Below are 19,800 nucleotides of genomic sequence, written 5' to 3'. Positions count from 1 at the left end.
CCGCCAGCGCCTGTCGTCTTAAGCGACGACACGCCCACTGACGCGCCTCATTTTTTGCGAAACAGTCGTTAGCTCTCGGACAAGTTAGAGCACTATGCACGCACGTCGTCGCGGGGGCAACCGTTGACCGACGCGGAGCGCGTCGTCGACGATGACGCCGAAGGGAACGAGGACTCGTCGCTCGAACAGTTGGTCGCCGGCGTCGTCGTGGCGCTCATCTTTCTGGTCGGCTTCGGCCTGCTCGCGCTCGGGGAGTCGTGGTTCTGGGTCGTCTTCCCGGTCGGCTTCGCGGGCGTGCTCCCCGCCGCGCTCGCCCTCGCGCGCATCTACGAGTCCCGCCGCGGCGACGGCGCGGACGAGTCGACGACGGAGACCGAAGACGCGCTCGAAGCGCTCCGGCGGCGCTACGCGACCGGCGAACTCTCCGAGGAGGAGTTCGAGGCGAAAGTCGAGCGACTGTTGGAGACCGAGACGGTCACCGATGCCCGGGAGTCAGCCGCGGCACGCCGGCGCGAGGGCGAGGCAGGCGAGGCGGAGCGAGAGCGGGAGTTCGACCGCGATTGAGCGCGAACCGCGAACGAGGCGGGTGGGGCTCGGACGCGACGAAACGCAACACCGTTAACGGACCCCCGTCGTAGAAACACCGATGAGCGACGACGCGACGGCGTTCGTGCCCGGCCACGTCACGGGCTTTTTCAGCGCCCACCCCGCCGACGACCCGGCGGTCGCCGGTTCCCGCGGCACGGGGCTGGCGCTCTCTCACGGCGTCACCGTGACGGTCGAACCGGCGCAGGAGACGACCGTCAGCCTCGACGGCGAGGCGGTCGAGATGCCCCCCGTCGCGGACGTGCTTCGAGCGCTCGGCGCGACGGCCGCCGTCGACGCAGAAAGCGACCTGCCGCTCGGCGCGGGCTTCGGCGTCTCGGGCGCGATGGCGCTCGGGACGGCGCTCGCGGCGAACGCGGTGTTCTCCTGCGGCCGGTCGGAAAACGAACTCGTCACACTCGCGCACGTCGCTGAGGTCCGCGCGGGGACCGGCCTCGGCGACGTGGTCGCGCAGGCCCGCGGCGGGATGCCGATTCGGATCGAACCCGGCGCGCCGGCCCACGGTCGGATGGACGGCATCCCCGCGCGCCCCGAAATCGAGTACGTCGCGTTCGGCGGCCTCTCGACGGCCGACGTGCTGTCCGGGGACACGACGGCGCTCACCGCCGCCGGCGAGACGGCCCTCGAAGAACTCCGTGCCGAACCGACGCTCGACCGCTTCGTCACCGAGTCGCGGCGGTTCGCCCGCGACGCCGGGCTCCTGACCGACCGGGTCGAAGCCGCTATTTCCGACGTGCGCGCGGCCGACGGCGACGGCTCGATGGCGATGCTGGGCGAGACGGTGTTCGCGGTCGGGTCGGGGTTGTCGGACGCCGGCTACGACCCAGAGCGCTGCCGCGTCCACCCCGCGGGCGCGACGCTGTTGAGCGAGTAGGCGGCCGCGAAGGCGCTCGCCGGACGGCCGGCGTCGTTTCGGGACCCCGCCCGTCCCGATGAGAAAACGTGTTACTGCCGCGGCGACGACCCACCACCAATGAGCGACATCGAGATTCCCGAGAGCCACCCGAGATACCAGTCGCTTCTCACCCGTCACCGCATCGAGGAGGGCGTCGAGAAGGGTATCACGAGCCGGCAGGGACTCATCGCGCAGGGGCGCGGCGAGGCGTTCGACTACCTCCTCGGCGAGCGGACGATTCCGAGCGCGGACGAGGCGGCGCGGGCGGCCGCGGCGCACCTCCTGCTCGCGGACCAGCCGATCATCTCCGTCAACGGGAACGTCGCGGCGCTCTGTCCCGGCGAAATCGTCGACCTCGCCGAGGCCGTCGACGCCGACATCGAGGTGAACCTGTTCAACCGAACCGACGAGCGCATGCGGGCCATCGTGGACCACCTGCGCGACCACGGCGCGAGCGAGGTGAAGGGCCTCGCCGCCGACGGGCGGATTCCGGGCATCGACCACGAGCGCGCGAAAGTCGACGCCGACGGCATCGGGAGCGCCGACGTGGTCGTCGTCCCGCTGGAGGACGGCGACCGGGCCGAGGCGCTCGGCGCGATGGACAAAGTCGAAATCGTCGTCGACCTCAACCCGATGTCGCGGTCGGCGCAGGTCGCGACGGTCCCCATCGTCGACAACATCGTGCGCGCCGTGCCGAACGTCGCGGCTCACGCCCGCGCCCTGCGAGACGCGGGCGCGACGCGCGAGGAACTGGAAGAAATCGTCGCCGCGTTCGACGCCGACGCCGCCCTCGACGCCGCCGAGCGAGCGATTCGGAGCGGAAGCGACGAGTGAGGAGCGGGCGAGACCCGGGCGGTCGCAAAGCTATTTCTGGGCGACACGTGTCGTGTCGGTATGGACCGCCAGCGAACCCTCGCAGTCGTGATGGCAGTCGTCGGATTCGGAGCCGTCGTCGCCGGAATCCATCAGGAACTGCTCCACGTCGCACCGGGATACGACGGGACGATAACGACGGGGTGGGGCGGCCGGCTCAACCACGAGGAGTACCTGCTGGCGCGGCTCGGGGGCGTCGGCGTCGTCGGGGCGCTGGCCGCACTCCGATGGAAGTACGCCGCGGTCCTCCCAGTCGCGGTCGGCGGCGTCGAAATCGGCTATTCGCTCGTGGCCGTGTCCCACTACGTCCGTGACCCGGGGCTGTACACCACGGTCCAGACGTTCGACGGGACGACGCGACTCGTCCTCGGCGCGGAACCGTTCTTGCTCGTCGCCGGCGGCGTCCTGCTTTTCGGTGCCGGCCTCGTCGCGTGGCGGTCTCACGGTGGGCGCGCCGCGACCCGCGACGCGGCGACAGAGGCCTCCGCGAACGCCTGACGGCCGAACACACAGAATCCGCGGCGTTCCGGCGACCGCGATGGGTTCCGGTCGGCGAACCTCCGTCACCGACCGAACCGTGCCGCCCGTCGCTCGTTACCGGCCTCGATTCGGCGCGCGGGCTCACAGAAAATATTCGTACGTTGACGAGTATGGTGTGAGTATGCCCTCCAGCGACGCGCGCGACTCGGACAGCCCGAACGCCGACGAGGCGTCGACCGACGACAAGACCGACGAGGACGACGAGCGCGAACAGACGATTTTAGACCGCCTCGTGGACGTGCTGTGGATTCTCCCGTGGTGAGCGCCGCTAGCTGAAGCCGCTCACCAGCACCGCGAGCCACTGCGCCGGGTCGCGTCGCCGCCGCGCCTCGACCGTATCGACCCACTTGACCCACTGGAAGCCGCGGCGATTCGGCGCGACCAGTCGGAGCGGCGCGCCGTGGCCGTGCGAGAGCGGTTCGCCGCCGACGCGGGTCGCAAGCAGCATCTCGCGGGCCTCCGCGATAGGGAAGGACCACCGAAAGCCCGTTACCGACCGGACCGTCACCCACCGCGCCGACGAGTGAACACCGGCGCTATCGAGCGCGTCGCCGAGTCTGACGCCGGTCCAGTGCTGCTCGGTGTACCACCCGCTCGTGCAGTCTAAGAGCGCCGACCGCGTCTCGGCGGGCGCGAGGTCGGCCCGGCCGAGTTCGAGCGGGCGGTCGACCAGCCCCGCGACCGAAAGCGACCACGAGTCGGCGTCGATGGGGTCGGGGTTGTCGGCGACCCAACTCGTCACCGGGAAGGCGTCGTTGCCCTCGCCGGGCGGGAGCGACCGCGACCCGGTGAACCGGCGGCCGACGCCGCAGAGCGCCCCCACCGTCTCGGTCGCCCGGTAGGTCGCCGCGCCGAAGACGAGTATCGCGCCGTACTGGAGCGCCCGGCGTCGCCCCGCGAAGTCGACCCGGCGGGGCGGGCGGAAGCGCGCCCGAAGGTGGACGAGGAGAATCGGAACCACGAGCAGGCCGAGGCCGATGTGGACGTTGAGAAGCGTCCAGAACGCGATTCGGACCTCGACGCCGAGCACCCACGCGACGCCGGTGCCGAGGGCCGCGAGCGCGACGACCGCGAGGACGACCGAGAGCGCGGTGTGGCGGTCGCGGAGCCGCGAGTCGAGGACGCGGCGGCGGACGCGGTAGAGCTTGAACCCGACGAGAACGACGAGCGAGAGTCCGGCGACGCCGTGGACGACGAACAGGAGGCCGTTGGCCGGGTGGCCGGCCCCGAGGCTCAGCACGCCCGAGAGCGCCTCGAAGACGACGAGCGCGAAGATGGACCAGTCGACCGCCCGCGGCGGCGGTTCGACTCGCCGGAGCGCGCGGGCCGCGCGGCTTGCCATGTGAAGTGATAGCGCTTCAAGCGGGAATAGGGTGTCGCGGGAGGCGACCAGAACGGGGACGGGGCGGAGACGAGCGCAAAAACCGAGCGGAGACGGCTCAGTCGTCGGTCGTCAGCGCCGCCGGGAGGTCCGCCGGGAGGCGGTCGCGGTCGTGTGCCGCGTCGAAGTCGAGGTCGGGGCCGACGCCGTAGATGCGCTTGGGGTTGATGTCGCCGTGGCTGACGAAGTAGTGCCGGACGATGTGGTCTATGTTGACCGTCTTCGCGATGCCGGGGAGTTGGTAGAACTCCTTCGTGTAGTTCCAGAGGTTGTCGTACTCGTGGACGGCCTTCTTGTTGCACTTGAAGTGCGTGTGGTAGACGTGGTCGAAGCGAATCAGCGTCGCGAACATCGCGATGTCGGCCTCGGTGAGCACGTCGCCCGCGAGGAACCGCTGGTCGTCGAGTACCTCGTCCCAGTGGTCGAGCGCGTCGAACAGCTCCTCGACGGCCTCCTCGTAGGCCTCTTGGGTCGTCGCGAACCCGGCGCGGTAGACGCCGTTGTTGACCGGCTCGTAGATCTCGTCGATGAGGCGGTCGACCTCCTCCTCGTAGCCGTCGGGGTTGAGGTCCACGTCGTGCTCTGCGAGGGGGTCGAACGCCTCGTCGAGCATCCGCATGATTTCGCGGGACTCGTTGTTGACGATGGTCTCGCGCTGTTTGTCCCACAGCACGGGGACGGTGACGCGCCCGGTGAACTCGTCGTCGGCGCGGAGGTAGATATCGCGGAGGAACTCCTCGCCGTACAGCGGGTCCGGGAGGTCCTCGGAGAACTCCCAGCCGTCGTCGATGCGGACGGGTTCGACGAGCGACAGCGAAACCGCGTCTTCGAGGCCCTTCAGCGCGCGCGTCATCGCGGTGCGGTGGGCCCACGGACACGCCCGGCAGATGTAGAGGTGGTACCGGCCGGCCTCGACCGGGAACCGCTCGTCCTCGCCGACCCAGTTGCGGAAGTCGGTGGTCTGGCGCTCGAACTCGCCGTCCTCGTTGTTGGCGACGAACTTGTCGGTCCGCCACTCGCCTTCGTAGAGCATGTTCATGCGACCACGACCTGGAGTGCTTGCATAGCCGTCCGTTGGGACGTGACCACCAAAAGTTGGGAGGCGACATCGGTGTAACCGGTCGGCAAACTGGGTCGCCATCGCGCGGCCGTCACTACATGTATGATTTCCATCACAAACGGGGCACGCCCATGTTACTCGATTACACAGTCACATCCGCGAGACTGACTCGATGACTGCCACGTTGAGAAAAAGTCATCATAGATTATGGCAATTGTTGGTACGTCGCATGGTGGTACTAGACATAGAAACGGAGGATGGACAGCGCGAGGCGCTTCGCCGGATGCTCACGATTCGGGCGTTCGACACGAAGGCGGCCGACCTATTCAGCGACGGCGAACTCCCCGGGTTCGTCCACCTCTACGTCGGTGAGGAAGCGGTCGGGGTCGGCGCGTGTTCGGCCCTCGAATCGGACGACTACATCACGAGCACCCACAGGGGTCACGGCCACTGTATCTCGAAGGGACTCGACCCGGACCTGATGATGGCCGAACTGTTCGGGAAGGCAAACGGCTACTGCAACGGCAAAGGCGGGTCGATGCACATCGCGGACGTCGACGCGGGGATGCTCGGGGCGAACGGCATCGTCGGCGCGGGGCCGCCGCTGGCGACGGGTGCCGCGCTCACGTCGCACCTGAAAGGCGAAGACACCGTCTCGCTGGCGTTCTTCGGCGACGGCGCGGTCGCGCAGGGACAGGTCCACGAGGCCATCAACCTCGCGGCGACGTGGAACCTGCCGGCGGTGTTCCTCGTCGAGAACAACCAGTACGGCGAGGCGACGCCCGTCGAGAAACAGCACAACGTCCAGAACCTCAGCGAGACCGCGGAGGCGTACAACATCCCCGGCTTCACCGTCGACGGGATGGACATCACCGCCGTCTACGAGGCCGTCAGGGAGGCGCGCAAGCGAGCCGCCGACGGCGAGGGGCCGACGTTCATCGAAGCCGAGACGTATCGGTACCACGGCCACTTCGAGGGCGACCAACAGCCGTACCGGACCGAGGAGGACGTGGCGATCTGGAAGGACCGCGACGCCATCGAGACGTTCAAGCGACGGCTCGTAGAGGCGGGGACGATAAGCGAAGACGAGTTCGACGAGATGAAAGCCGAAATCGACCAGCAGATCGAAGACGCCGTCGGGAAGGCGAAAGAGGCGGCGTATCCGGACCCCAGCGAGGCGTACGAGGACATGTTCAACGCGGCCGTCCCGGAGATAAGCGACTTTTCCAGCGGGATGCGGGCCGACGGAGGTGAGGACCGATGAGCACCGAGACCGAAAGCGGAACCGGCCCGGACCAGACGAGGGAGATGACCATCCGCGAGGCGATTCGACTCGCCCTCCGCGAGGAGCTCGACCGCGACGACGACGTGTTCGTCATGGGCGAGGACGTCGGGAAGTTCGGCGGCGTCTACGAGGTCACGGGCGACCTCGTCGAGCAGTTCGGCGAGGAGCGCGTCCGCGACACGCCCATCAGCGAGGCCGGCTTCATGGGCGCGGCGGTCGGCGCGGCGGCGACCGGAACGCGGCCGGTCGTCGAAATCATGTTCTCGGACTTCATCGGCGTCTGCTCCGAGCAGATCATCAACCAGATGGCGAAGAACCGCTACATGTTCGGCGGCAAGACGGAGATGCCCGTCACCGTCAGAACGACCGAGGGCGGCGGCAGCGGCGCGGCCAGTCAGCACTCCGGGACGATTCACACGTGGTTCGCCCACTTCCCCGGCGTGATGGCCGTCGCGCCCGCGACGCCGGCGTCCGCCAAGGGGCTCCTGAAGTCGGCCATCCGGTCGGACGACCCGGTCATCGTCTTCGAGAACAAGCAGATATACGAACAGAAGGGCGAGGTGCCGCTCGACGAGGACTTCACCATCCCGATCGGCACCGCGAGCGTCGAGCGCGAGGGCGAGGACGTGACCGTCGTCGCCACCCAACGCATGGTCGGCGAGTCGCTCGAACTCGCCGAGGAACTCGCGGGGCAGACGAGCGTCGAGGTCGTCGACCTCCGGTCGCTCTACCCGATGGACACCGAGACGCTGGTCGAGAGCGTCAAAAAGACCGGCCGCCTCGTCATCGCCGACGAGAGCCCGCTTTCGTACGGGACCCACGCCGAGGTGGCGACGCGCGTCATGGAGAACGCGTTCTACAGCCTCGACGCGCCCATCCAGCGGGTCGGCGTCGCCGACGTTCACATCCCCTTCAGCCCCGCGCTCGAAGCGGAAGTGCTCCCCAGCGGCTCCGACGTGGAAGCCGCAATCAACCGCATCGTGTAAGTGACGACCGCTATCGGGCTCGTCGTCAACCCCGCCGCCGGCCGCGACATCCGACGGCTCACCGGCGGCGCGAGCGTCAGTAACAACTACGCGAAACGCCGCACCGCGGGCTGCGTCCTCGCGGGGCTGACGCTCGTCGACGACGCGGAGGTGCTGGTCATGCCCGACAACACGGGGCTGGCCGACCGCATCGTCGACGACGCGCCCGACGGTGTCAGCGTCGAGTTCGTGGACATGACGGTCACCGCGTCGGGTCGGGACAGCAGAACGGCCGCGGCCCACTTCGCGGACCACGCCGACGCCGTCGTCGTCCTCGGCGGCGACGGCACGACGCGGGACGTGGCCCAGACCGTCGGCGACGTGCCGGTCGTGAGCATCTCGACGGGGACGAACAACGTCGTCCCGACGCCCGTCGACGGCACCGTCGCGGGTGCGGCCGCCGCGCTCGTCGGAAGCGGGGCCGTCTCCGCGGCGGCGGCGACGACGCGCCACGGGACCGTCGAGGTCGACGTCGTCCGGTCCGAGGAGACGACGGTCATCCGCGGCCTCGCCACCGTCGGCGTCCTCGACCGCCCCTTCGTCGGCACGCGGGCGATTCTCGACCCGAGCGACATCGTCGGCGGCGTCGTCTCGCGGTCGTCGCCCGCGGAAATCGGCCTGTCGGGCATCGCCGGCGGTCTCGTCACGCACCGACCAGACGACCCCGGCGGCGTCGGCTTCCGACTGTCCCGCGACGGGGCTGACGGGACAGACGCGCCGGATGCGGCGACCAGCCCGGCGACGACGGTCAGGGCGATTACCGTCCCCGGACGCCTCTCGACGGTCGACGTGGCCGAACACCGCGTCCTCGACGACGGCGAGGACTACGTCTTCGAAGTCGACCGCGGGGTGATAAGCGTCGACGGCGAGCGGGAACACGAGGTGCGAAACGGCACCGTTCGCCTCCGTCCGGTCGGAGACGGCCCGCGACTGGTCGACGTCGAATCGGTCCTCGAACGGGCGGCCGACGACGGGCGCTTCAGGCTCGGGTGAGGGGACGGACCCGGGTTGGTCCGGCCCGACCCGACCAGTTCGACTCCGATTTTTTCACCGCCCGCCGGCGGCGATGACGAGCGGCCACGGGTCTTCGACGTGTTCGACGAGCGTGCCGAGCATGCGGGCCGCGTCCGCTCCGTCGACGATGCGGTGGTCGAACGACAGCGAAAAGGAGATGACTCGGCGGACGGCCACGTCGCCGTCGTCGGTCGGCACGGCCTCCCGGCGAATCGTGTTGACGCCGAGGATGGCGACCTGCGGCGGGTTGATTATCGGGTCGAACGACTCGACGCCGAGGACGCCGAGGTTCGAGACGGTGAACGTGCCCCCCGAGAGGTCGTCCATCGTGAAGTCGCCCGACAGCGCCCGCTGGGTGACCTCGGCGCGGGTCTCGGCGAGTTCGGCCAGCGACAGCGAGGCCACGTCGCGGACGACCGGCGCGATGAGTCCTTCGTCGACGTCGACCGCGATGCAGACGTTGTGTTCCCCGTGGAGCCGGTGGACGCCGTCCTCGAAGGTCGCGTTGAACTCGGGGTGCTCGTCGAGCGACGCGGAGAGCGCGAGGAGCAGTACGTCAGATATCGACACGTCCACGCCGAGGGCGTCGTCGGCGGCGTTCGCCGCGGCGAGCAGTTCCTCCGCGTCCGCCCGACGGTCGACCGTGACGTGGACCGCCTCGCGGTAGCTCTCGCCGAGGCGGTCGGCGATGGTGCGGCGCATCCCCGACAGCGGGCGTTCGGTCTCGACCGGTTCGCTCGCGGCGGTCGCGTCGGTCGCCTCGGCTCCTGCGGTCGCCGCGGTGTCGGTTGCCGCCGCGCTCGCGTCGCCCGCCGCCCGCACGTCGGACTCGGTGATGCGACCGTTCTGTCCCGTCCCCTCGACGGCCCCGATGTCGACGCCGAGTTCGCGGGCGAGGCGGCGGGCGCTCGGCGGGGCGAACACGCGCTTTTCGGCCGCGGCGGCGGTTCCGGCGGCGGTCCCGGCGTCGTCGCCGCCGGCGGGCGTCTCGGATTCGGCCGCGGCTTCCACGTCGCTCTCGGTGATAGCGCCCTGCGGCCCGGAGCCCTCGACGGTCGTGAGGTCGACCCCGAGGTCGTCAGCGAGTCGCTTCGCGCGCGGCGACGCGCGCACCTCGCCGTTCCCCGACGGGGCGTCCGACTCGCCGGCGCGTGACGTCGCGCCCGACGAGGCGTCCCCAGTCGCCGCCGCCGTCTCGGTCACCTCGGCCGCGCCCGAGTCCGCCGCGGAGTCGTCGGCCGCGGCGGGTTCGTCTCCGCCCTCGCCGACGCCAGCGTCCGCCTCCAACCCGGAGATGTCCTCGTCCGCCCCGGCGACGATGGCCAGCGCGCCGCCGGGCGCTGTCGACTCCCCCTCGGCGAGAACGACGCGGCGCAGAACGCCGTCCTCCTTGGCGTCTATCTCCGCGGTCGTCTTCTCCGACTCGATTTCGGCGATCGGCTCGCCCTCGGTGACCTCGTCGCCCTCCGAGACGAGCCACGCCGAGAGCTCGCCGGACTTCATCTCTAACCCGAGCTTGGGCATCTTGACTACGTACGCCATGAGTACAACATACACGATAGTCCGTGATATATCTAGGTCGCCGCGGGCGCGACCACCAGACTTTACTACTAGGTGGTATCACTAGGTGGTATGTCGTTCGACGGATTCACCGACGCGACAGAAGCACAGGTTACGCGCGCGATTTCCGACTCGTGGATGGAGGAGTTCCGCGAGCGCACCGACACCGAGGTCATCGTCGTGGGCGGCGGGCCCTCGGGGCTCGTCGCGGCCAAGGAACTCGCCGAGCGCGGCGTCGACGTGACCATCGTGGAGAAGAACAACTACCTCGGCGGCGGCTTCTGGCTCGGCGGCTTCCTCATGAACAAGGTGACCGTCCGCGACCCGGCCCAGCGCGTCCTCGACGAGCTCGGCGTCCCCTACGAGGAGAGCGACGAGGCCGAGGGGCTGTACGTCGCCGACGGCCCGCACGCCTGTTCCGCGCTCATCAAGGCCGCCTGCGACGCCGGCGCGAAGATCCAGAACATGACCGAGTTCACCGACGTCGTCCTCCGCGAGGACGACCGCGTCGGCGGCATCGTCATGAACTGGACGCCGGTCCACGCGCTCCCGCGCGAACTCACCTGCGTCGACCCCATCGCGGTCGAGTCCGACCTCGTCCTCGACGCGACGGGCCACGACGCCGTCGTCCTCTCGAAGCTCTCCGAGCGCGGCGTCCTCGACGTGAACGGCATCGAACACGCGAAGGAACACAACACGGGCATGGACAAGACCGCCGACGGCGAGTACGGCGCGCCCGGCCACGACTCGCCCGGCCACGACTCGATGTGGGTCGCAGAGAGCGAAGACAGCATCGTGGACGCGACGGGCGTCGTCCACCCCGGCGTCGTCGCCTCCGGCATGGCCGTCGCCACCGCCCACCACCTGCCGCGCATGGGGCCGACGTTCGGTGCCATGCTGCTGTCCGGCCGACAGGCGGCGCAGTCCTGTCTGGACGAACTCGGCCGCGACGCGCCCGAAGTGAACATCTCCGGTCCCGCCCCGGCCGACGACTGACCGTCTCCCGACGGTCCGACTGTCGGCTCCCCCGACGCCTCTGACACTCGTTCCGGGTCGCTCCCGACCCGTTTTCGCCGCATCGTAGACTCCCGAAACGTGGCGACAGCGCGGCTCCCGAATCTGTTCCTTACTCCACCACGCCCGCACGAACTCGCGCGAAGCCGAGCGCGTGGGTCGTCTCGTGAGTCACCCGACACCGCGATTCGAGCGCCCGGTGGGCCGCGACGAGTCGCTGATTCAGCAGCTTCGTCGGCGACGCGCGCATCGTGCGCGACCCCGGCGGCGCGGTGACGCGGACGAGCGCCCGAAACGCCGGATTGAGCGGCCGCCAGCGCGGGGCGGTCGTCTCCGCGAGGTCGACGAGGCAGAGTCGCCCGCCGGAGCCGACGAGGTCCGCCCACGACGAGACCACGGCCGCGGGGTCGTCGAACATCCCCGAGACGAAGGTGGCGAGGACGGCGTCCGGCGATTCTTCGAGTTCGGGCGCGACCGGCGGTCGGGTCGCGTCGGCGCGGACGAGGTGGACGTTCGGGTACTCACGGGTCCGCTCGCGGGCCACGTCGAGGACGCCGGGGGAGAAATCGACGCCGACGACGGTCCCCTCGGGGCCGACGCGCTCGGCGAGGTACGGGAGGTTCGCGCCCGTCCCGCAGCCCATCTCGACGACCGTCTCGCCCGGAGAGAGCGCGAGCGCGTCGGCGGCTTCGGTTCTGACGCTCCCGACGCCGGGCGCGCGGCGGGCGAGCGCGTCGTACAGCGTCGCCCACCGGGTGTAGAACGACTGGGCGACAGCGGAGGGAGAACGGGAACGGGAGCGAGCGCGAGAACGAGAACCGGACTGTTCGGCTGTCATGGGACGGGAGCCTCAGAGCAGGACGCGGACCACGTCGGCGACGGCGGGCGCGTCGGGGCCGAGGATGTACGTGATGGGTTCGATGCCGTAGCCGCCGCTCTGGTAGACGACGAACGTCTCCGGGAGGTCGCGGCCGGCGAGGAGTTCGCGGACCGGGTCGGTCGGCGCGTCGGGGTCGAACTCGATGCACTCGTAGCCCGCGGCTTCGAGGTCCTCGATGACGCCCGCGTCGTAGACGATGTTGAGCGCGGCGTTCACGTCGGCACCGGCGGCGCGGGCCGAAAGCAGGACACCCGCGACGTGGCCGCTGACGCCGAACTCGGGTTCGCCGGGGACGGTCGCCTGCCCCTTCACGTCGAAGATGCGGCCGGGGATGGCCGCCACCTCGTCCACGCTGTCGGCGTCCGGCAGCGACTCCACGAGGTTCGAGCCGACGTTCGGGATGAGCCCCGCGAAGCCGGAGGTGTTCGTGAGCATGCGGAGGCCGCGGCGGACCGACGAGCGGACCTGCTCGACGGTTCGGAGGCGACCCTCGGGGTCGTGGATGCTCCGGAAGCCGTCGTGGGAGGCGAGTTCGGGCATCTCCTCTTCGTGGAGGTCCGAAAGCAGGTCGCCCTCCTCCAGTTGGCGGATGAGGACCTCGGCCTCGACGAGCGCCTGTACGGGCGTCATGTCGCCGGTGGCGAGGCCGTCGCCGACGCGGGAGACGAGGTCGACGACGCGGGGGTCGTCGGCGACCCGCTCGTTCGTGGCGACTTCGCCGTGGGCGTACTTCGAGACGGCGCTCTGACTGATGCCGAGCGCGTCGGCGACCTCAGACTGGGTGAACCCGCGGTCCCGGAGGTCCTCCGCGAGGAGCGCGCGGAACGTGGGCAGGAACGCGTCCACGACGATTTCTTCGATGAACTTCATTCGCCGCCACCGAACTCGGGGTCGGAGCTGAGCCGCGACGCCTGCGGCCCGCGCTGGCCCTGATACTTCGACCCGCGTTCGACCCCGTAGGGGCGGTCCGCGGGCGACTTCATCTCCGTGAACACGAGCTGAGAGATGCGCATGCCGGGCGTGAGCGCGACCGGCGCGGTGCCGAGGTTCGACAGTTCGAGCGTGATTTGGCCCTCGTAGCCGGGGTCGACGATGCCCGCGGTGGCGTGGATGACGACCGCGAGGCGGCCGAGCGACGACCGGCCCTCGACGGTCGCCAGCAGGTCGGCGGGAATCTCCACGCGCTCTTTGGTCGTGCCGAGGACGAAGTCGCCGGGGTGGAGGATGAAGTCCTCGCCCTCCGGGACGTGCGTCTCGCGGACGTACTCGGAGACCTCGTGCTCGCGGTTGGGGTGGATACAGGAGATGTTCGTGCGCTGGAACTCCAGGAATTCGGTGCCGAGACGGAGGTCGACGCTCGCGGGCTGGACCTGCATGTCCACGTCGTCTATCGGGTCGACCACGAGGTCACCCTCGGCGAGGCGGGAGAGGATGTCCGAGTCGGAGAGTATCATACTCGAAGGGAGCGCGTCGCGGACAAGTAAATCCACCTTTCGACGGGAGACACCACCCCGTCCCGGCGGGGCGACGCCGCCTCGCTTTGACGGCTCAGAGGAGTTCGAACAGGAGGCCGACGAGGCTCAGGCCGACGGTGACGACCGCGGCCGACTCGACGTCGAGGTCGCGGGCGCGGGCCAGCCCGTAGGTCCTGACGTACGTCGCCCACGCGACCGTGACGACCACGACGACCCCGCTGACGAGGCCGAAGCCCGACAGCGCCGACTGCATCGCGGCGACCGCGGCGTCGGGCGTCGACGGGAGGTCGATTCGCGGGAGGGCGTAGGCGAGGTAGCCGGCGAGCGCGACGGCGCGGGCCGCGCTCGGGACCATCCCCCACGCGGCGACCGTCAGCGTCTCGGCGAAGCCGCCCTCGCCCCCGACGAGCGACGTGCCGAGGTGGAGCACCGCCGCCTCGAAGAGCCAGAACAGCGGCACGCCGACGAGCATCGCCCACGGGACCCACGAGATTTCCTGCCAGACGAGGTCGCCGAGGCGCTCGTCGAGCTGTTCGGGCACCGACGGGTCACAGCCCGCGGGCGCGTCCATGTCGGCGAACGGGCCGCCCTCGTCGTAGTTGTCGCACATCATCTCGGGGGCGTGTGCGGGGTTGTCGACGCTGACTCGCTGGTCGAGCTGGTGCGTGAACGTGACGAGGATGCCGCCGGTGGCGGCCGCGACGACGAGCGTCACGAGCGCGACGACGGCGAGCGCCCGCCCGGCGTCGAGCGGTCGCGGCCGCGACGCGAAGTACTCGCGCGGCTTGCGGAGGGGGGTTCGGGGACCTGCCATCGGTCGAACCACGGAGATGTCGGGGAAATGTCTTCTGCCCGCCGGCGCGACGCCCGCGATGGGAGGACATTTACCGCGTCGGCGGGGAGTAGCGGGCATGAAACAGGCCATCGTCGCACGCGCCGACCTCGGCATGGGCCGGGGAAAGCTCGCCGCGCAGGTCGCCCACGCCTCGCTGTCCGCCTACGAGGACACCGACTCGCAGACCCGGAAGCGCTGGAAGGGCGAGGGACAGAAGAAGGTCGTCCTCAAGGCCAACGGCGAGTCCGAACTGTTCGCGCTCGCCGACAAGGCCGAGCGGGCGGGCATCCCCCACGCCATCATCCGCGACGCGGGACACACGCAACTCGACCCCGGCACGGTGACGGCGCTCGCCGTCGGCCCCGCCGATGACGACGAAATCGACCGCGTGACCGGCGACCTCTCGCTGTACTGATGCGCGAGGCACACCCGCTGGAGCGCGCGGTCGGCATCGACAGCTACGTGAGCGACGCCGACGGCGTCGGCGGCCGCCTCCGCGTCGCCCCCGAGGACTTCCGCGTGCGCGAACTCGAACTCGACTCGCTGAACGTCCGCCCGCCGGACGCGCCGACCGGCGACTTCCCGAACCTCGTCCTCCGCGTCACCCTCCGCGGCTGGGACACCAACGACTTCGCGGGTCGGCTCTCGGACGAACTCGACGCGAGCAGAGAGCGCGTCTCGTGGGCCGGCACGAAGGACAAACACGCCGTGACGACCCAACTGTTCACCGTCAACGGCGGCGACGCCGCCGACGTGCCCGAGGTTCCGAACGCCGACATCGAGGTCGTCGGCCGCCTCGGCCGCACGCTCAACTTCGGCGACCTCGCGGGCAACGGCTTCCGCATCCGCGTCCGCGACCCCGAACACCCCGACAACGCCGCGGCCGTCACCGACGCCCTCGCCGAGTTCGGCGGGCGCGAGGGTCGCGTCGGCGTCCCGAACTTCTTCGGCCACCAGCGGTTCGGCAGTATCCGCCCTATCACCCACAAAGTCGGCCTGCACGTCGTCCGCGGCGAGTGGCGCGAGGCCGTGTTGGCGTACTGCGGCGGGCCGACCGAGGACGAACCCGAAGAGACACAGGAGGGCCGCGCCGTCGTCGACGAGGAAGCCGCGTCGTCCGACCCCGACTGGCACCGCGCGCTCGACGCGATTCCGGGCTACCTCGGCTACGAGCGGGGGATGCTCCACCGACTCGCCGAGGACGGCGCGGAGACCGACGCGGACTGGCGCAACGCGCTCGAATCGGTCCCGTCGAACCTCCAGCGCCTGTTCGTCAACGCCGCGCAGTCCTACGCGTTCAACCGGATGCTCTCGGAGCGCCTCGACCGCGGCCTCCCGTTCGACGAATCCGTCGAGGGCGACGTGGTCTGCTTCGCCGACCGCGACGCGCCCGAGGGGTTGGAACTCCCCGACGTGAGCCGCCTCCAGACCGCGACGGGCCGCCGCGTCGACGTCATGAGCCGCCACATCGAACGCGGCCGCGCGTTCGTCACGGCCCCGCTCGTCGGCACCGACACCGAACTCGCCGAGGGCGAACAGGGCGACATCGAGCGGGCCGTCCTCGACGACCTCGACCTCGAACCGGGCGACTTCGACCTCCCCGGCAACTTCCGGTCGACCGGGACGCGCCGGGCGATTCTCGTCCGCACCGACCTCGACGTGGTCCGTGAGAGCGGCGACGACGACGACGGCGGCGGCGCTGACGGCGCTGGCGACGACCTCGTCTTCGACTTCGCGCTCCCCCACGGCTCGTACGCGACGGCCGTGATGCGCGAGTACCTGAAGGCCGGACCGCTCGACCTCTGAAAAGCGAACCGAGACGCGACCCTACTGTTCTGCGGCGCTCGCGGCGGGGCTCGCACCCGCCTGTCGCGCCGCGTCCGCGGTGCGCGTGGTCGCGTAGCCGATGGCCGCAAAAGGAAGTGAGAGGAGCGTCGCGGCGACCGCGAACCCGACCGCGAGGCCGACGGACTCCGGGTCGAAGCCGGCGGCCTCCGCGGCCGGCGGGAAGTACGACCACGCGGGGACCGCGAACGCGAGCGCCGAGACGGTCGCGCCGAGGCGGAACCGGCCGCGGGCGCCCGCGACGCCGAGGGCGTAGCCGACGGCCAGCGGGAGCGCCAGCGTGGCGGTCCGGGCGACCTCGGGACCGGCGACGAGCGACGCGACGACGCCGGCGAGGGCGACGGGTGCCATCGCGTACAGCGACCCGGTGACGACGCCCCCGTCGTCCGAGCGGCCGGCGAAGACGGCTCCGGCGGCGGCGAGGAGCGCGACGCCCGCGCCGGCGACGACGACCGGCCGGTCGCGTGCGAAGACGACCACGAGCGGGACGGTCGCCGAGGCGACGAGGGCGAACGCGTGTTCGGCGGTCGTCCGCGTGTCCGCGGGGTCGCGGTGCGCGACGAAGGCGCGGAAGCCCCCGGCGGCGACCCACGCGAGCGCGGCGAACAGCGCGGTCGAAAGCGGCGCGGCCCGGCTGAGATACGAGGCGACCCCCCGACCCGTGTCGAGCGCCGATTGGCCCAGTTGCGTCGCGAGACGGACGGTCGTCTCGGGGTCGGCCGCGAGCGCGACCAGTCCGACGAGACCGGCGAGCGCGAGCGGCGACAGCGACGCGAGAAGGGCGCGGCGGCGCATACGGAGTGGAGTCTCGGACACGGGGACGAATATGTTTCGCCGGGCGAGTCGCGCGCCTGGAGTCGCGGCGCGTCCGCCTCGAACCGCATAAACGGCCTTTTGTACGCGCACGCCCGACACGTCGATATGCACTGTCGGCGGTGTGGAAACCCGTTAGAGAAGCCGGGAGACTACTGTCTCACCTGCAACACCGCCAACTGCGACGCCGTCGTGGCCGTCTTCGCGGCCGACCGCGCGACGCTGACGTTCCTCGACGAAGAAGACGTACTCGGCGAGACGACGGTCACGACGGTTCCCGAGTCCGACGACGAGACGAAGGTGGTCCAGCTCCGCAACTTCGCCGGTCTCGTCGCCGACGAGATTCGGCGCAAGCGGCCCGAAACCGTGTACGCCGCGGGCGAGCGCGACCCGTTGCGCGAGACGCGCGCGCAACTCCACCACGAGTTCTACCGCGTCGCGGACGACGACCCCGTCCAGCGCGTCCTCGACAGCCGCGGCGAGCGAACCTTGGAGGTCGTCGACATCCCGCCCGCCGAAAAGTTGGGCGGGAGCCACAGCACGCTCATCGGCGGGCGACGGGGCCGCCGGGCAATCGGCGTCGTCGCCGGCCACCCGCACGTCAAGAAGGTCATTCCCGGCCCCATCGACGCCGGCGGCACCGGGTCGCGGACGGGACTCCGGGCGAAGGTCACCCGCGCCGACGACAACGGCAACGTCAGGCTCCTGCTTCGCGACGGGTCGAGCGTCCAAGAAAATCGCATCGTCACGACGGCGATGAACCGCGAGACGGGCGAGCGCGTCCGCGACGACCTGAACGAGGCGCTGCGCGAAGACGGGTTACAAGACGAGTAGCGAGTGAGAGCGCCGAGCGAGAGGAAGGCGACCGACTCAGGCCGACTCGGCGGCTCCCTCGGGGACCGTCTCGATGCGAACCGGTTCCGTCTCGCCCGCCTCTCCCTGCGATTCGTACCACGCGACCGTCTCGGCGATGGCGTCTCGCAGGGGGGTCGGTTCGACGGCGTCGCCGAACGCCTCGCGGAACTTCGCGTCGCGGACGACGTACGGCTCCTCGAAGGCGTAGCGCATCTCCGCGAGCTCCTTCAGCGGCGCGCTCAGGTAGCCGCCGAGCGTCAGCGCGAGGCCCGGCGCGGCGATGATGTGCGGGAAGCCGGGGTCGACCTCGGCGGCCTCGTAGACGAGGTCGACGAAGCGGCGCGTCGACACCGTCTCGGGGTTCGGGACGTGCCAGACCTCGCCGAGCGCCTCGTCGCGCTCGCCGAGGAGGACGAGCGCCCGCGCGAAGTCGGGAACGTAGGTGTAGGTGTGGGCGAGTCGCGGGTCGCCGAACACCTTCGCGCGCTTGCCGGCGACGGCGGCCCCGAACACCTGCTCGCCGACGGCCGACTCGCGGACGCGCGGGCCGAAGAAGTCGCTGGCGCGGCCGATGGTCGCCTCGATGCGGCCCGCTTCGTGGGCGTCGAGGACGATGTCGGCGCACTCGGCTCTGGCCTGCCCCTTCGGGCCGGTGGCGGCGTAGGGGAGGTCCTCGGTGAGGCGGACCTGCACCGGGCCGTACATGTAGAGGTTCTCGGCGACGACGAGGCGCGCGCCGGCGGCTTCGGCCCCGGCGACGATACCGCGGGTGAGGTCGGGGAACAGTTCGGGCCACTCGTCGTACGGCGGTTGAGCGCAGTGGTAGACGACGTCCGCGCCCGCGAAGGCGGCGACGGCGCGGTCGGGGTAGAGCACGTCGGCGAGGCGGCTCTCGACGCCCTCGGGGAGGAAGTCGGGGTCGTGGCGGGTCACCGCGACCACGTCCTCCCCGCGTTCTCGGAGCTGTTCCATCACCGCGAGTCCGACGGGGCCGGCACCCACCACCACGTGTTGTGTCATGGCCTCCCGTACGCGCGCCGGCGACAAAGCCGTGTCTAGGCCCGTCAGGTCCCGAGACGACTCGTAGGGTTTATCCATACCGGCGAGGTAGTTCGCGGTACTATGGCCGAGAAGAAGGCACGATCCGTCGGCAGTTCCGGGCGCTTCGGCGCGCGGTACGGCCGCGTCGCTCGACGCCGCGTCAAGGAAATCGAAGCAGAGATGCGCAACTCCAAGGTCGACGGCGACGACGTCACTCGCGTCGAAACCGGCGTCTGGAAGAACGAGAAGACCGGCGAGGTCTTCACCGGCGGCACCTACCGCCCGCAGACCCCCGCCGGCAAGCAGGTCCGCCGCTCCATCCGCGCCGCGCTCACCGGCGAGGACGAATAACTCCCAAGTAGCCTCGACGCTTTCCATCTCACAATGAGCTACAAGTGTTCCCGGTGCAAGCGCGATGTCGAACTGGACGAGTTCGGTGGCGTCCGCTGTCCGTACTGCGGCCACCGCGTCCTGCTGAAAGAGCGGTCGCCCAACGTCAAAGAAGTCGCCGTCGAGTAGCGTGCGCCCAGCGCACAGCGCTTCGCTCGAATTCGACTATTCTACCGAGCGACGCGCGCGCGTCGTCGAGCGCAGCGTCGCCGTCGAGAAAGGCGAGATAGACGACGCACGGTCCGGCGCGCGCGTCGCCCGAGAGGGCCGGACCGTCGTCGTCACCGTCGAGGCCGGCGACCTCGTCGCGCTCCGCGCGGGCGTGAACTCGTGGATACGCCTCGTAGAGACCGCAGAGCGCGTCGCGTCGGCGGGTGGCGCGCTTTTTGAGTCCGCGTAGGAGACCGCGGGTG

Annotated in this window: 24 protein-coding genes; 15 read left to right on the top strand and 9 right to left on the bottom strand. The window is 70.3% G+C overall.

Annotated features, from left to right (window positions below; genetic code table 11):
- The first annotated feature begins 123 nt into the window (after positions 1 to 123).
- The 5 genes from FY251_RS00380 to FY251_RS22335 all read left to right on the top strand — a co-directional run bounded on the left by FY251_RS00380 (position 124) and on the right by FY251_RS22335 (position 3,176).
- Complete coding sequence (locus tag FY251_RS00380; protein ID WP_148412968.1) at positions 124 to 564, top strand: SHOCT domain-containing protein; 441 nt, start codon at positions 124 to 126, stop codon at positions 562 to 564.
- 82 nt (positions 565 to 646) lie between these two features.
- A complete protein-coding gene (locus FY251_RS00375; protein ID WP_148412967.1) occupies positions 647 to 1,480 on the top strand; it encodes a pantoate kinase in 834 nt (277 codons plus the stop codon).
- 99 nt (positions 1,481 to 1,579) lie between these two features.
- Entirely contained in the window at positions 1,580 to 2,335 is a 756-nt protein-coding gene (locus tag FY251_RS00370) for a 4-phosphopantoate--beta-alanine ligase (RefSeq protein ID WP_148412966.1), read from the top strand.
- Between the two features lie 60 nt (positions 2,336 to 2,395).
- Positions 2,396 to 2,872, top strand: a complete 477-nt coding sequence (locus tag FY251_RS00365; protein WP_148412965.1) for a hypothetical protein — start codon at positions 2,396 to 2,398, stop codon at positions 2,870 to 2,872.
- Between the two features lie 163 nt (positions 2,873 to 3,035).
- The gene (locus tag FY251_RS22335; protein WP_187367305.1) at positions 3,036 to 3,176 is read left to right on the top strand and encodes a hypothetical protein; all 141 of its coding nucleotides are present in this window, start codon (positions 3,036 to 3,038) and stop codon (positions 3,174 to 3,176) included.
- A 6-nt stretch (positions 3,177 to 3,182) separates the two neighbouring features.
- On the opposite strand, the gene FY251_RS00360 is transcribed toward FY251_RS22335, so the two are convergent.
- Both FY251_RS00360 and FY251_RS00355 read right to left on the bottom strand, forming a co-directional pair.
- The gene (locus tag FY251_RS00360; protein WP_148412964.1) at positions 3,183 to 4,256 is read right to left on the bottom strand and encodes a molybdopterin-dependent oxidoreductase; all 1,074 of its coding nucleotides are present in this window, start codon (positions 4,254 to 4,256) and stop codon (positions 3,183 to 3,185) included.
- Positions 4,257 to 4,353: 97 nt separating this feature from the next.
- Positions 4,354 to 5,334 carry a glutathione S-transferase family protein gene (locus FY251_RS00355; RefSeq protein ID WP_148412963.1) on the bottom strand — a complete coding sequence of 327 codons (981 nt, stop codon included), beginning with the start codon at positions 5,332 to 5,334 and terminating at the stop codon, positions 4,354 to 4,356.
- A 250-nt stretch (positions 5,335 to 5,584) separates the two neighbouring features.
- On the opposite strand from FY251_RS00355, the gene FY251_RS00350 reads away from it, so the two are divergent.
- The 3 genes from FY251_RS00350 to FY251_RS00340 are packed head-to-tail and all read left to right on the top strand — an operon-like array spanning position 5,585 to position 8,658.
- Complete coding sequence (locus FY251_RS00350) at positions 5,585 to 6,619, top strand: thiamine pyrophosphate-dependent dehydrogenase E1 component subunit alpha (protein WP_148412962.1); 1,035 nt, start codon at positions 5,585 to 5,587, stop codon at positions 6,617 to 6,619.
- Positions 6,616 to 7,626: an alpha-ketoacid dehydrogenase subunit beta gene (locus FY251_RS00345; protein WP_148412961.1), complete on the top strand. Its 1,011-nt coding sequence runs from the start codon at positions 6,616 to 6,618 to the stop codon at positions 7,624 to 7,626. Before FY251_RS00350 ends, FY251_RS00345 begins: the two co-directional genes overlap by 4 nt.
- Positions 7,627 to 8,658 (top strand): NAD(+)/NADH kinase, encoded by a 1,032-nt coding sequence (locus tag FY251_RS00340; protein WP_148412960.1) that lies wholly within the window; start codon positions 7,627 to 7,629, stop codon positions 8,656 to 8,658. It abuts the gene before it with no gap.
- A gap of 54 nt (positions 8,659 to 8,712) precedes the next feature.
- Here FY251_RS00340 and FY251_RS00335 read toward each other — a convergent pair whose 3' ends face one another.
- Complete coding sequence (locus tag FY251_RS00335) at positions 8,713 to 10,221, bottom strand: 2-oxo acid dehydrogenase subunit E2 (protein WP_148412959.1); 1,509 nt, start codon at positions 10,219 to 10,221, stop codon at positions 8,713 to 8,715.
- A 90-nt stretch (positions 10,222 to 10,311) separates the two neighbouring features.
- On the opposite strand from FY251_RS00335, the gene FY251_RS00330 reads away from it, so the two are divergent.
- Positions 10,312 to 11,235, top strand: a complete 924-nt coding sequence (locus FY251_RS00330) for a sulfide-dependent adenosine diphosphate thiazole synthase (RefSeq protein ID WP_148412958.1) — start codon at positions 10,312 to 10,314, stop codon at positions 11,233 to 11,235.
- A 130-nt stretch (positions 11,236 to 11,365) separates the two neighbouring features.
- Here the strand turns inward: FY251_RS00330 and FY251_RS00325 are convergent, their stop codons facing one another.
- From FY251_RS00325 to FY251_RS00310, 4 genes are all read right to left on the bottom strand, one after another.
- Positions 11,366 to 12,091: a class I SAM-dependent methyltransferase gene (locus FY251_RS00325; RefSeq protein ID WP_148412957.1), complete on the bottom strand. Its 726-nt coding sequence runs from the start codon at positions 12,089 to 12,091 to the stop codon at positions 11,366 to 11,368.
- A gap of 12 nt (positions 12,092 to 12,103) precedes the next feature.
- Positions 12,104 to 13,003 carry a thiamine-phosphate synthase family protein gene (locus FY251_RS00320; protein ID WP_148412956.1) on the bottom strand — a complete coding sequence of 300 codons (900 nt, stop codon included), beginning with the start codon at positions 13,001 to 13,003 and terminating at the stop codon, positions 12,104 to 12,106.
- The gene (dcd, locus tag FY251_RS00315; protein ID WP_148412955.1) at positions 13,000 to 13,587 is read right to left on the bottom strand and encodes a dCTP deaminase; all 588 of its coding nucleotides are present in this window, start codon (positions 13,585 to 13,587) and stop codon (positions 13,000 to 13,002) included. The genes FY251_RS00320 and dcd overlap by 4 nt, the downstream gene beginning before the upstream one ends.
- Before the next feature lie 94 nt (positions 13,588 to 13,681).
- A complete protein-coding gene (locus tag FY251_RS00310) occupies positions 13,682 to 14,422 on the bottom strand; it encodes a Yip1 family protein (RefSeq protein ID WP_148412954.1) in 741 nt (246 codons plus the stop codon).
- Between the two features lie 97 nt (positions 14,423 to 14,519).
- Here FY251_RS00310 and pth2 point away from each other — a divergent pair, with 97 nt between their 5' ends.
- Together pth2 and truD are read left to right on the top strand one after the other, a co-directional pair.
- Entirely contained in the window at positions 14,520 to 14,858 is a 339-nt protein-coding gene (pth2, locus tag FY251_RS00305) for a peptidyl-tRNA hydrolase Pth2 (RefSeq protein WP_148412953.1), read from the top strand.
- The gene (gene truD / locus FY251_RS00300) at positions 14,858 to 16,249 is read left to right on the top strand and encodes a tRNA pseudouridine(13) synthase TruD (RefSeq protein WP_148412952.1); all 1,392 of its coding nucleotides are present in this window, start codon (positions 14,858 to 14,860) and stop codon (positions 16,247 to 16,249) included. Before pth2 ends, truD begins: the two co-directional genes overlap by 1 nt.
- A 21-nt stretch (positions 16,250 to 16,270) precedes the next feature.
- Here the strand turns inward: truD and FY251_RS00295 are convergent, their stop codons facing one another.
- The gene (locus FY251_RS00295) at positions 16,271 to 17,083 is read right to left on the bottom strand and encodes a hypothetical protein (protein WP_148412951.1); all 813 of its coding nucleotides are present in this window, start codon (positions 17,081 to 17,083) and stop codon (positions 16,271 to 16,273) included.
- A gap of 126 nt (positions 17,084 to 17,209) precedes the next feature.
- Between FY251_RS00295 and FY251_RS00290 the strand changes: the two genes are divergently transcribed.
- Positions 17,210 to 17,935: a DUF2103 domain-containing protein gene (locus FY251_RS00290; RefSeq protein WP_148412950.1), complete on the top strand. Its 726-nt coding sequence runs from the start codon at positions 17,210 to 17,212 to the stop codon at positions 17,933 to 17,935.
- Positions 17,936 to 17,971: 36 nt separating this feature from the next.
- Here FY251_RS00290 and FY251_RS00285 read toward each other — a convergent pair whose 3' ends face one another.
- On the bottom strand, positions 17,972 to 18,976 hold the full coding sequence (locus tag FY251_RS00285; RefSeq protein ID WP_148412949.1) for an NAD-dependent epimerase/dehydratase family protein: 1,005 nt from the start codon (positions 18,974 to 18,976) through the stop codon (positions 17,972 to 17,974).
- Between the two features lie 102 nt (positions 18,977 to 19,078).
- On the opposite strand from FY251_RS00285, the gene FY251_RS00280 reads away from it, so the two are divergent.
- Genes FY251_RS00280 through FY251_RS00270 form a run of 3 tightly spaced genes read left to right on the top strand, consistent with a single transcriptional unit; the run spans position 19,079 to position 19,787 of the window.
- Positions 19,079 to 19,348 carry a 50S ribosomal protein L37ae gene (locus tag FY251_RS00280; RefSeq protein ID WP_089779151.1) on the top strand — a complete coding sequence of 90 codons (270 nt, stop codon included), beginning with the start codon at positions 19,079 to 19,081 and terminating at the stop codon, positions 19,346 to 19,348.
- Positions 19,349 to 19,381: 33 nt separating this feature from the next.
- Positions 19,382 to 19,516, top strand: coding sequence for a DNA-directed RNA polymerase subunit P (locus tag FY251_RS00275; protein ID WP_004044283.1), 135 nt, complete (start codon positions 19,382 to 19,384; stop codon positions 19,514 to 19,516).
- A 1-nt stretch (position 19,517) separates the two neighbouring features.
- Entirely contained in the window at positions 19,518 to 19,787 is a 270-nt protein-coding gene (locus tag FY251_RS00270) for a KEOPS complex subunit Pcc1 (RefSeq protein WP_148412948.1), read from the top strand.
- The last annotated feature ends 13 nt before the right edge of the window (positions 19,788 to 19,800 follow it).

It is taken from the genome of Haloferax sp. KTX1, assembly GCF_902410085.1.
Classification (GTDB): Archaea; Halobacteriota; Halobacteria; order Halobacteriales; family Haloferacaceae; genus Haloferax; species Haloferax massiliensis.
Note: the sequence above shows the minus strand (reverse complement) of the source record. Positions and strands in the feature narration are given on the sequence as shown.

What these genes read in the sequence shown, in the direction of transcription:
- FY251_RS00320 (WP_148412956.1), bottom strand. Translation starts at nt 13,003, where the DNA reads ATGAAGTTCATCGAAGAAATCGTCGTGGACGCGTTCCTGCCCACGTTC.
- FY251_RS00290 (WP_148412950.1), top strand. Translation starts at nt 17,210, where the DNA reads ATGCACTGTCGGCGGTGTGGAAACCCGTTAGAGAAGCCGGGAGACTAC.
- FY251_RS00370 (WP_148412966.1), top strand. Translation starts at nt 1,580, where the DNA reads ATGAGCGACATCGAGATTCCCGAGAGCCACCCGAGATACCAGTCGCTT.
- FY251_RS00345 (WP_148412961.1), top strand. Translation starts at nt 6,616, where the DNA reads ATGAGCACCGAGACCGAAAGCGGAACCGGCCCGGACCAGACGAGGGAG.
- FY251_RS00280 (WP_089779151.1), top strand. Translation starts at nt 19,079, where the DNA reads ATGGCCGAGAAGAAGGCACGATCCGTCGGCAGTTCCGGGCGCTTCGGC.
- dcd (WP_148412955.1), bottom strand. Translation starts at nt 13,587, where the DNA reads ATGATACTCTCCGACTCGGACATCCTCTCCCGCCTCGCCGAGGGTGAC.
- FY251_RS00335 (WP_148412959.1), bottom strand. Translation starts at nt 10,221, where the DNA reads ATGGCGTACGTAGTCAAGATGCCCAAGCTCGGGTTAGAGATGAAGTCC.
- FY251_RS00365 (WP_148412965.1), top strand. Translation starts at nt 2,396, where the DNA reads ATGGACCGCCAGCGAACCCTCGCAGTCGTGATGGCAGTCGTCGGATTC.
- FY251_RS00295 (WP_148412951.1), bottom strand. Translation starts at nt 17,083, where the DNA reads ATGCGCCGCCGCGCCCTTCTCGCGTCGCTGTCGCCGCTCGCGCTCGCC.
- FY251_RS00360 (WP_148412964.1), bottom strand. Translation starts at nt 4,256, where the DNA reads ATGGCAAGCCGCGCGGCCCGCGCGCTCCGGCGAGTCGAACCGCCGCCG.
- FY251_RS00325 (WP_148412957.1), bottom strand. Translation starts at nt 12,091, where the DNA reads ATGACAGCCGAACAGTCCGGTTCTCGTTCTCGCGCTCGCTCCCGTTCC.
- FY251_RS22335 (WP_187367305.1), top strand. Translation starts at nt 3,036, where the DNA reads ATGCCCTCCAGCGACGCGCGCGACTCGGACAGCCCGAACGCCGACGAG.
- FY251_RS00350 (WP_148412962.1), top strand. Translation starts at nt 5,585, where the DNA reads ATGGTGGTACTAGACATAGAAACGGAGGATGGACAGCGCGAGGCGCTT.
- FY251_RS00330 (WP_148412958.1), top strand. Translation starts at nt 10,312, where the DNA reads ATGTCGTTCGACGGATTCACCGACGCGACAGAAGCACAGGTTACGCGC.
- FY251_RS00275 (WP_004044283.1), top strand. Translation starts at nt 19,382, where the DNA reads ATGAGCTACAAGTGTTCCCGGTGCAAGCGCGATGTCGAACTGGACGAG.
- FY251_RS00310 (WP_148412954.1), bottom strand. Translation starts at nt 14,422, where the DNA reads ATGGCAGGTCCCCGAACCCCCCTCCGCAAGCCGCGCGAGTACTTCGCG.
- pth2 (WP_148412953.1), top strand. Translation starts at nt 14,520, where the DNA reads ATGAAACAGGCCATCGTCGCACGCGCCGACCTCGGCATGGGCCGGGGA.
- truD (WP_148412952.1), top strand. Translation starts at nt 14,858, where the DNA reads ATGCGCGAGGCACACCCGCTGGAGCGCGCGGTCGGCATCGACAGCTAC.
- FY251_RS00375 (WP_148412967.1), top strand. Translation starts at nt 647, where the DNA reads ATGAGCGACGACGCGACGGCGTTCGTGCCCGGCCACGTCACGGGCTTT.
- FY251_RS00285 (WP_148412949.1), bottom strand. Translation starts at nt 18,976, where the DNA reads ATGACACAACACGTGGTGGTGGGTGCCGGCCCCGTCGGACTCGCGGTG.
- FY251_RS00355 (WP_148412963.1), bottom strand. Translation starts at nt 5,334, where the DNA reads ATGAACATGCTCTACGAAGGCGAGTGGCGGACCGACAAGTTCGTCGCC.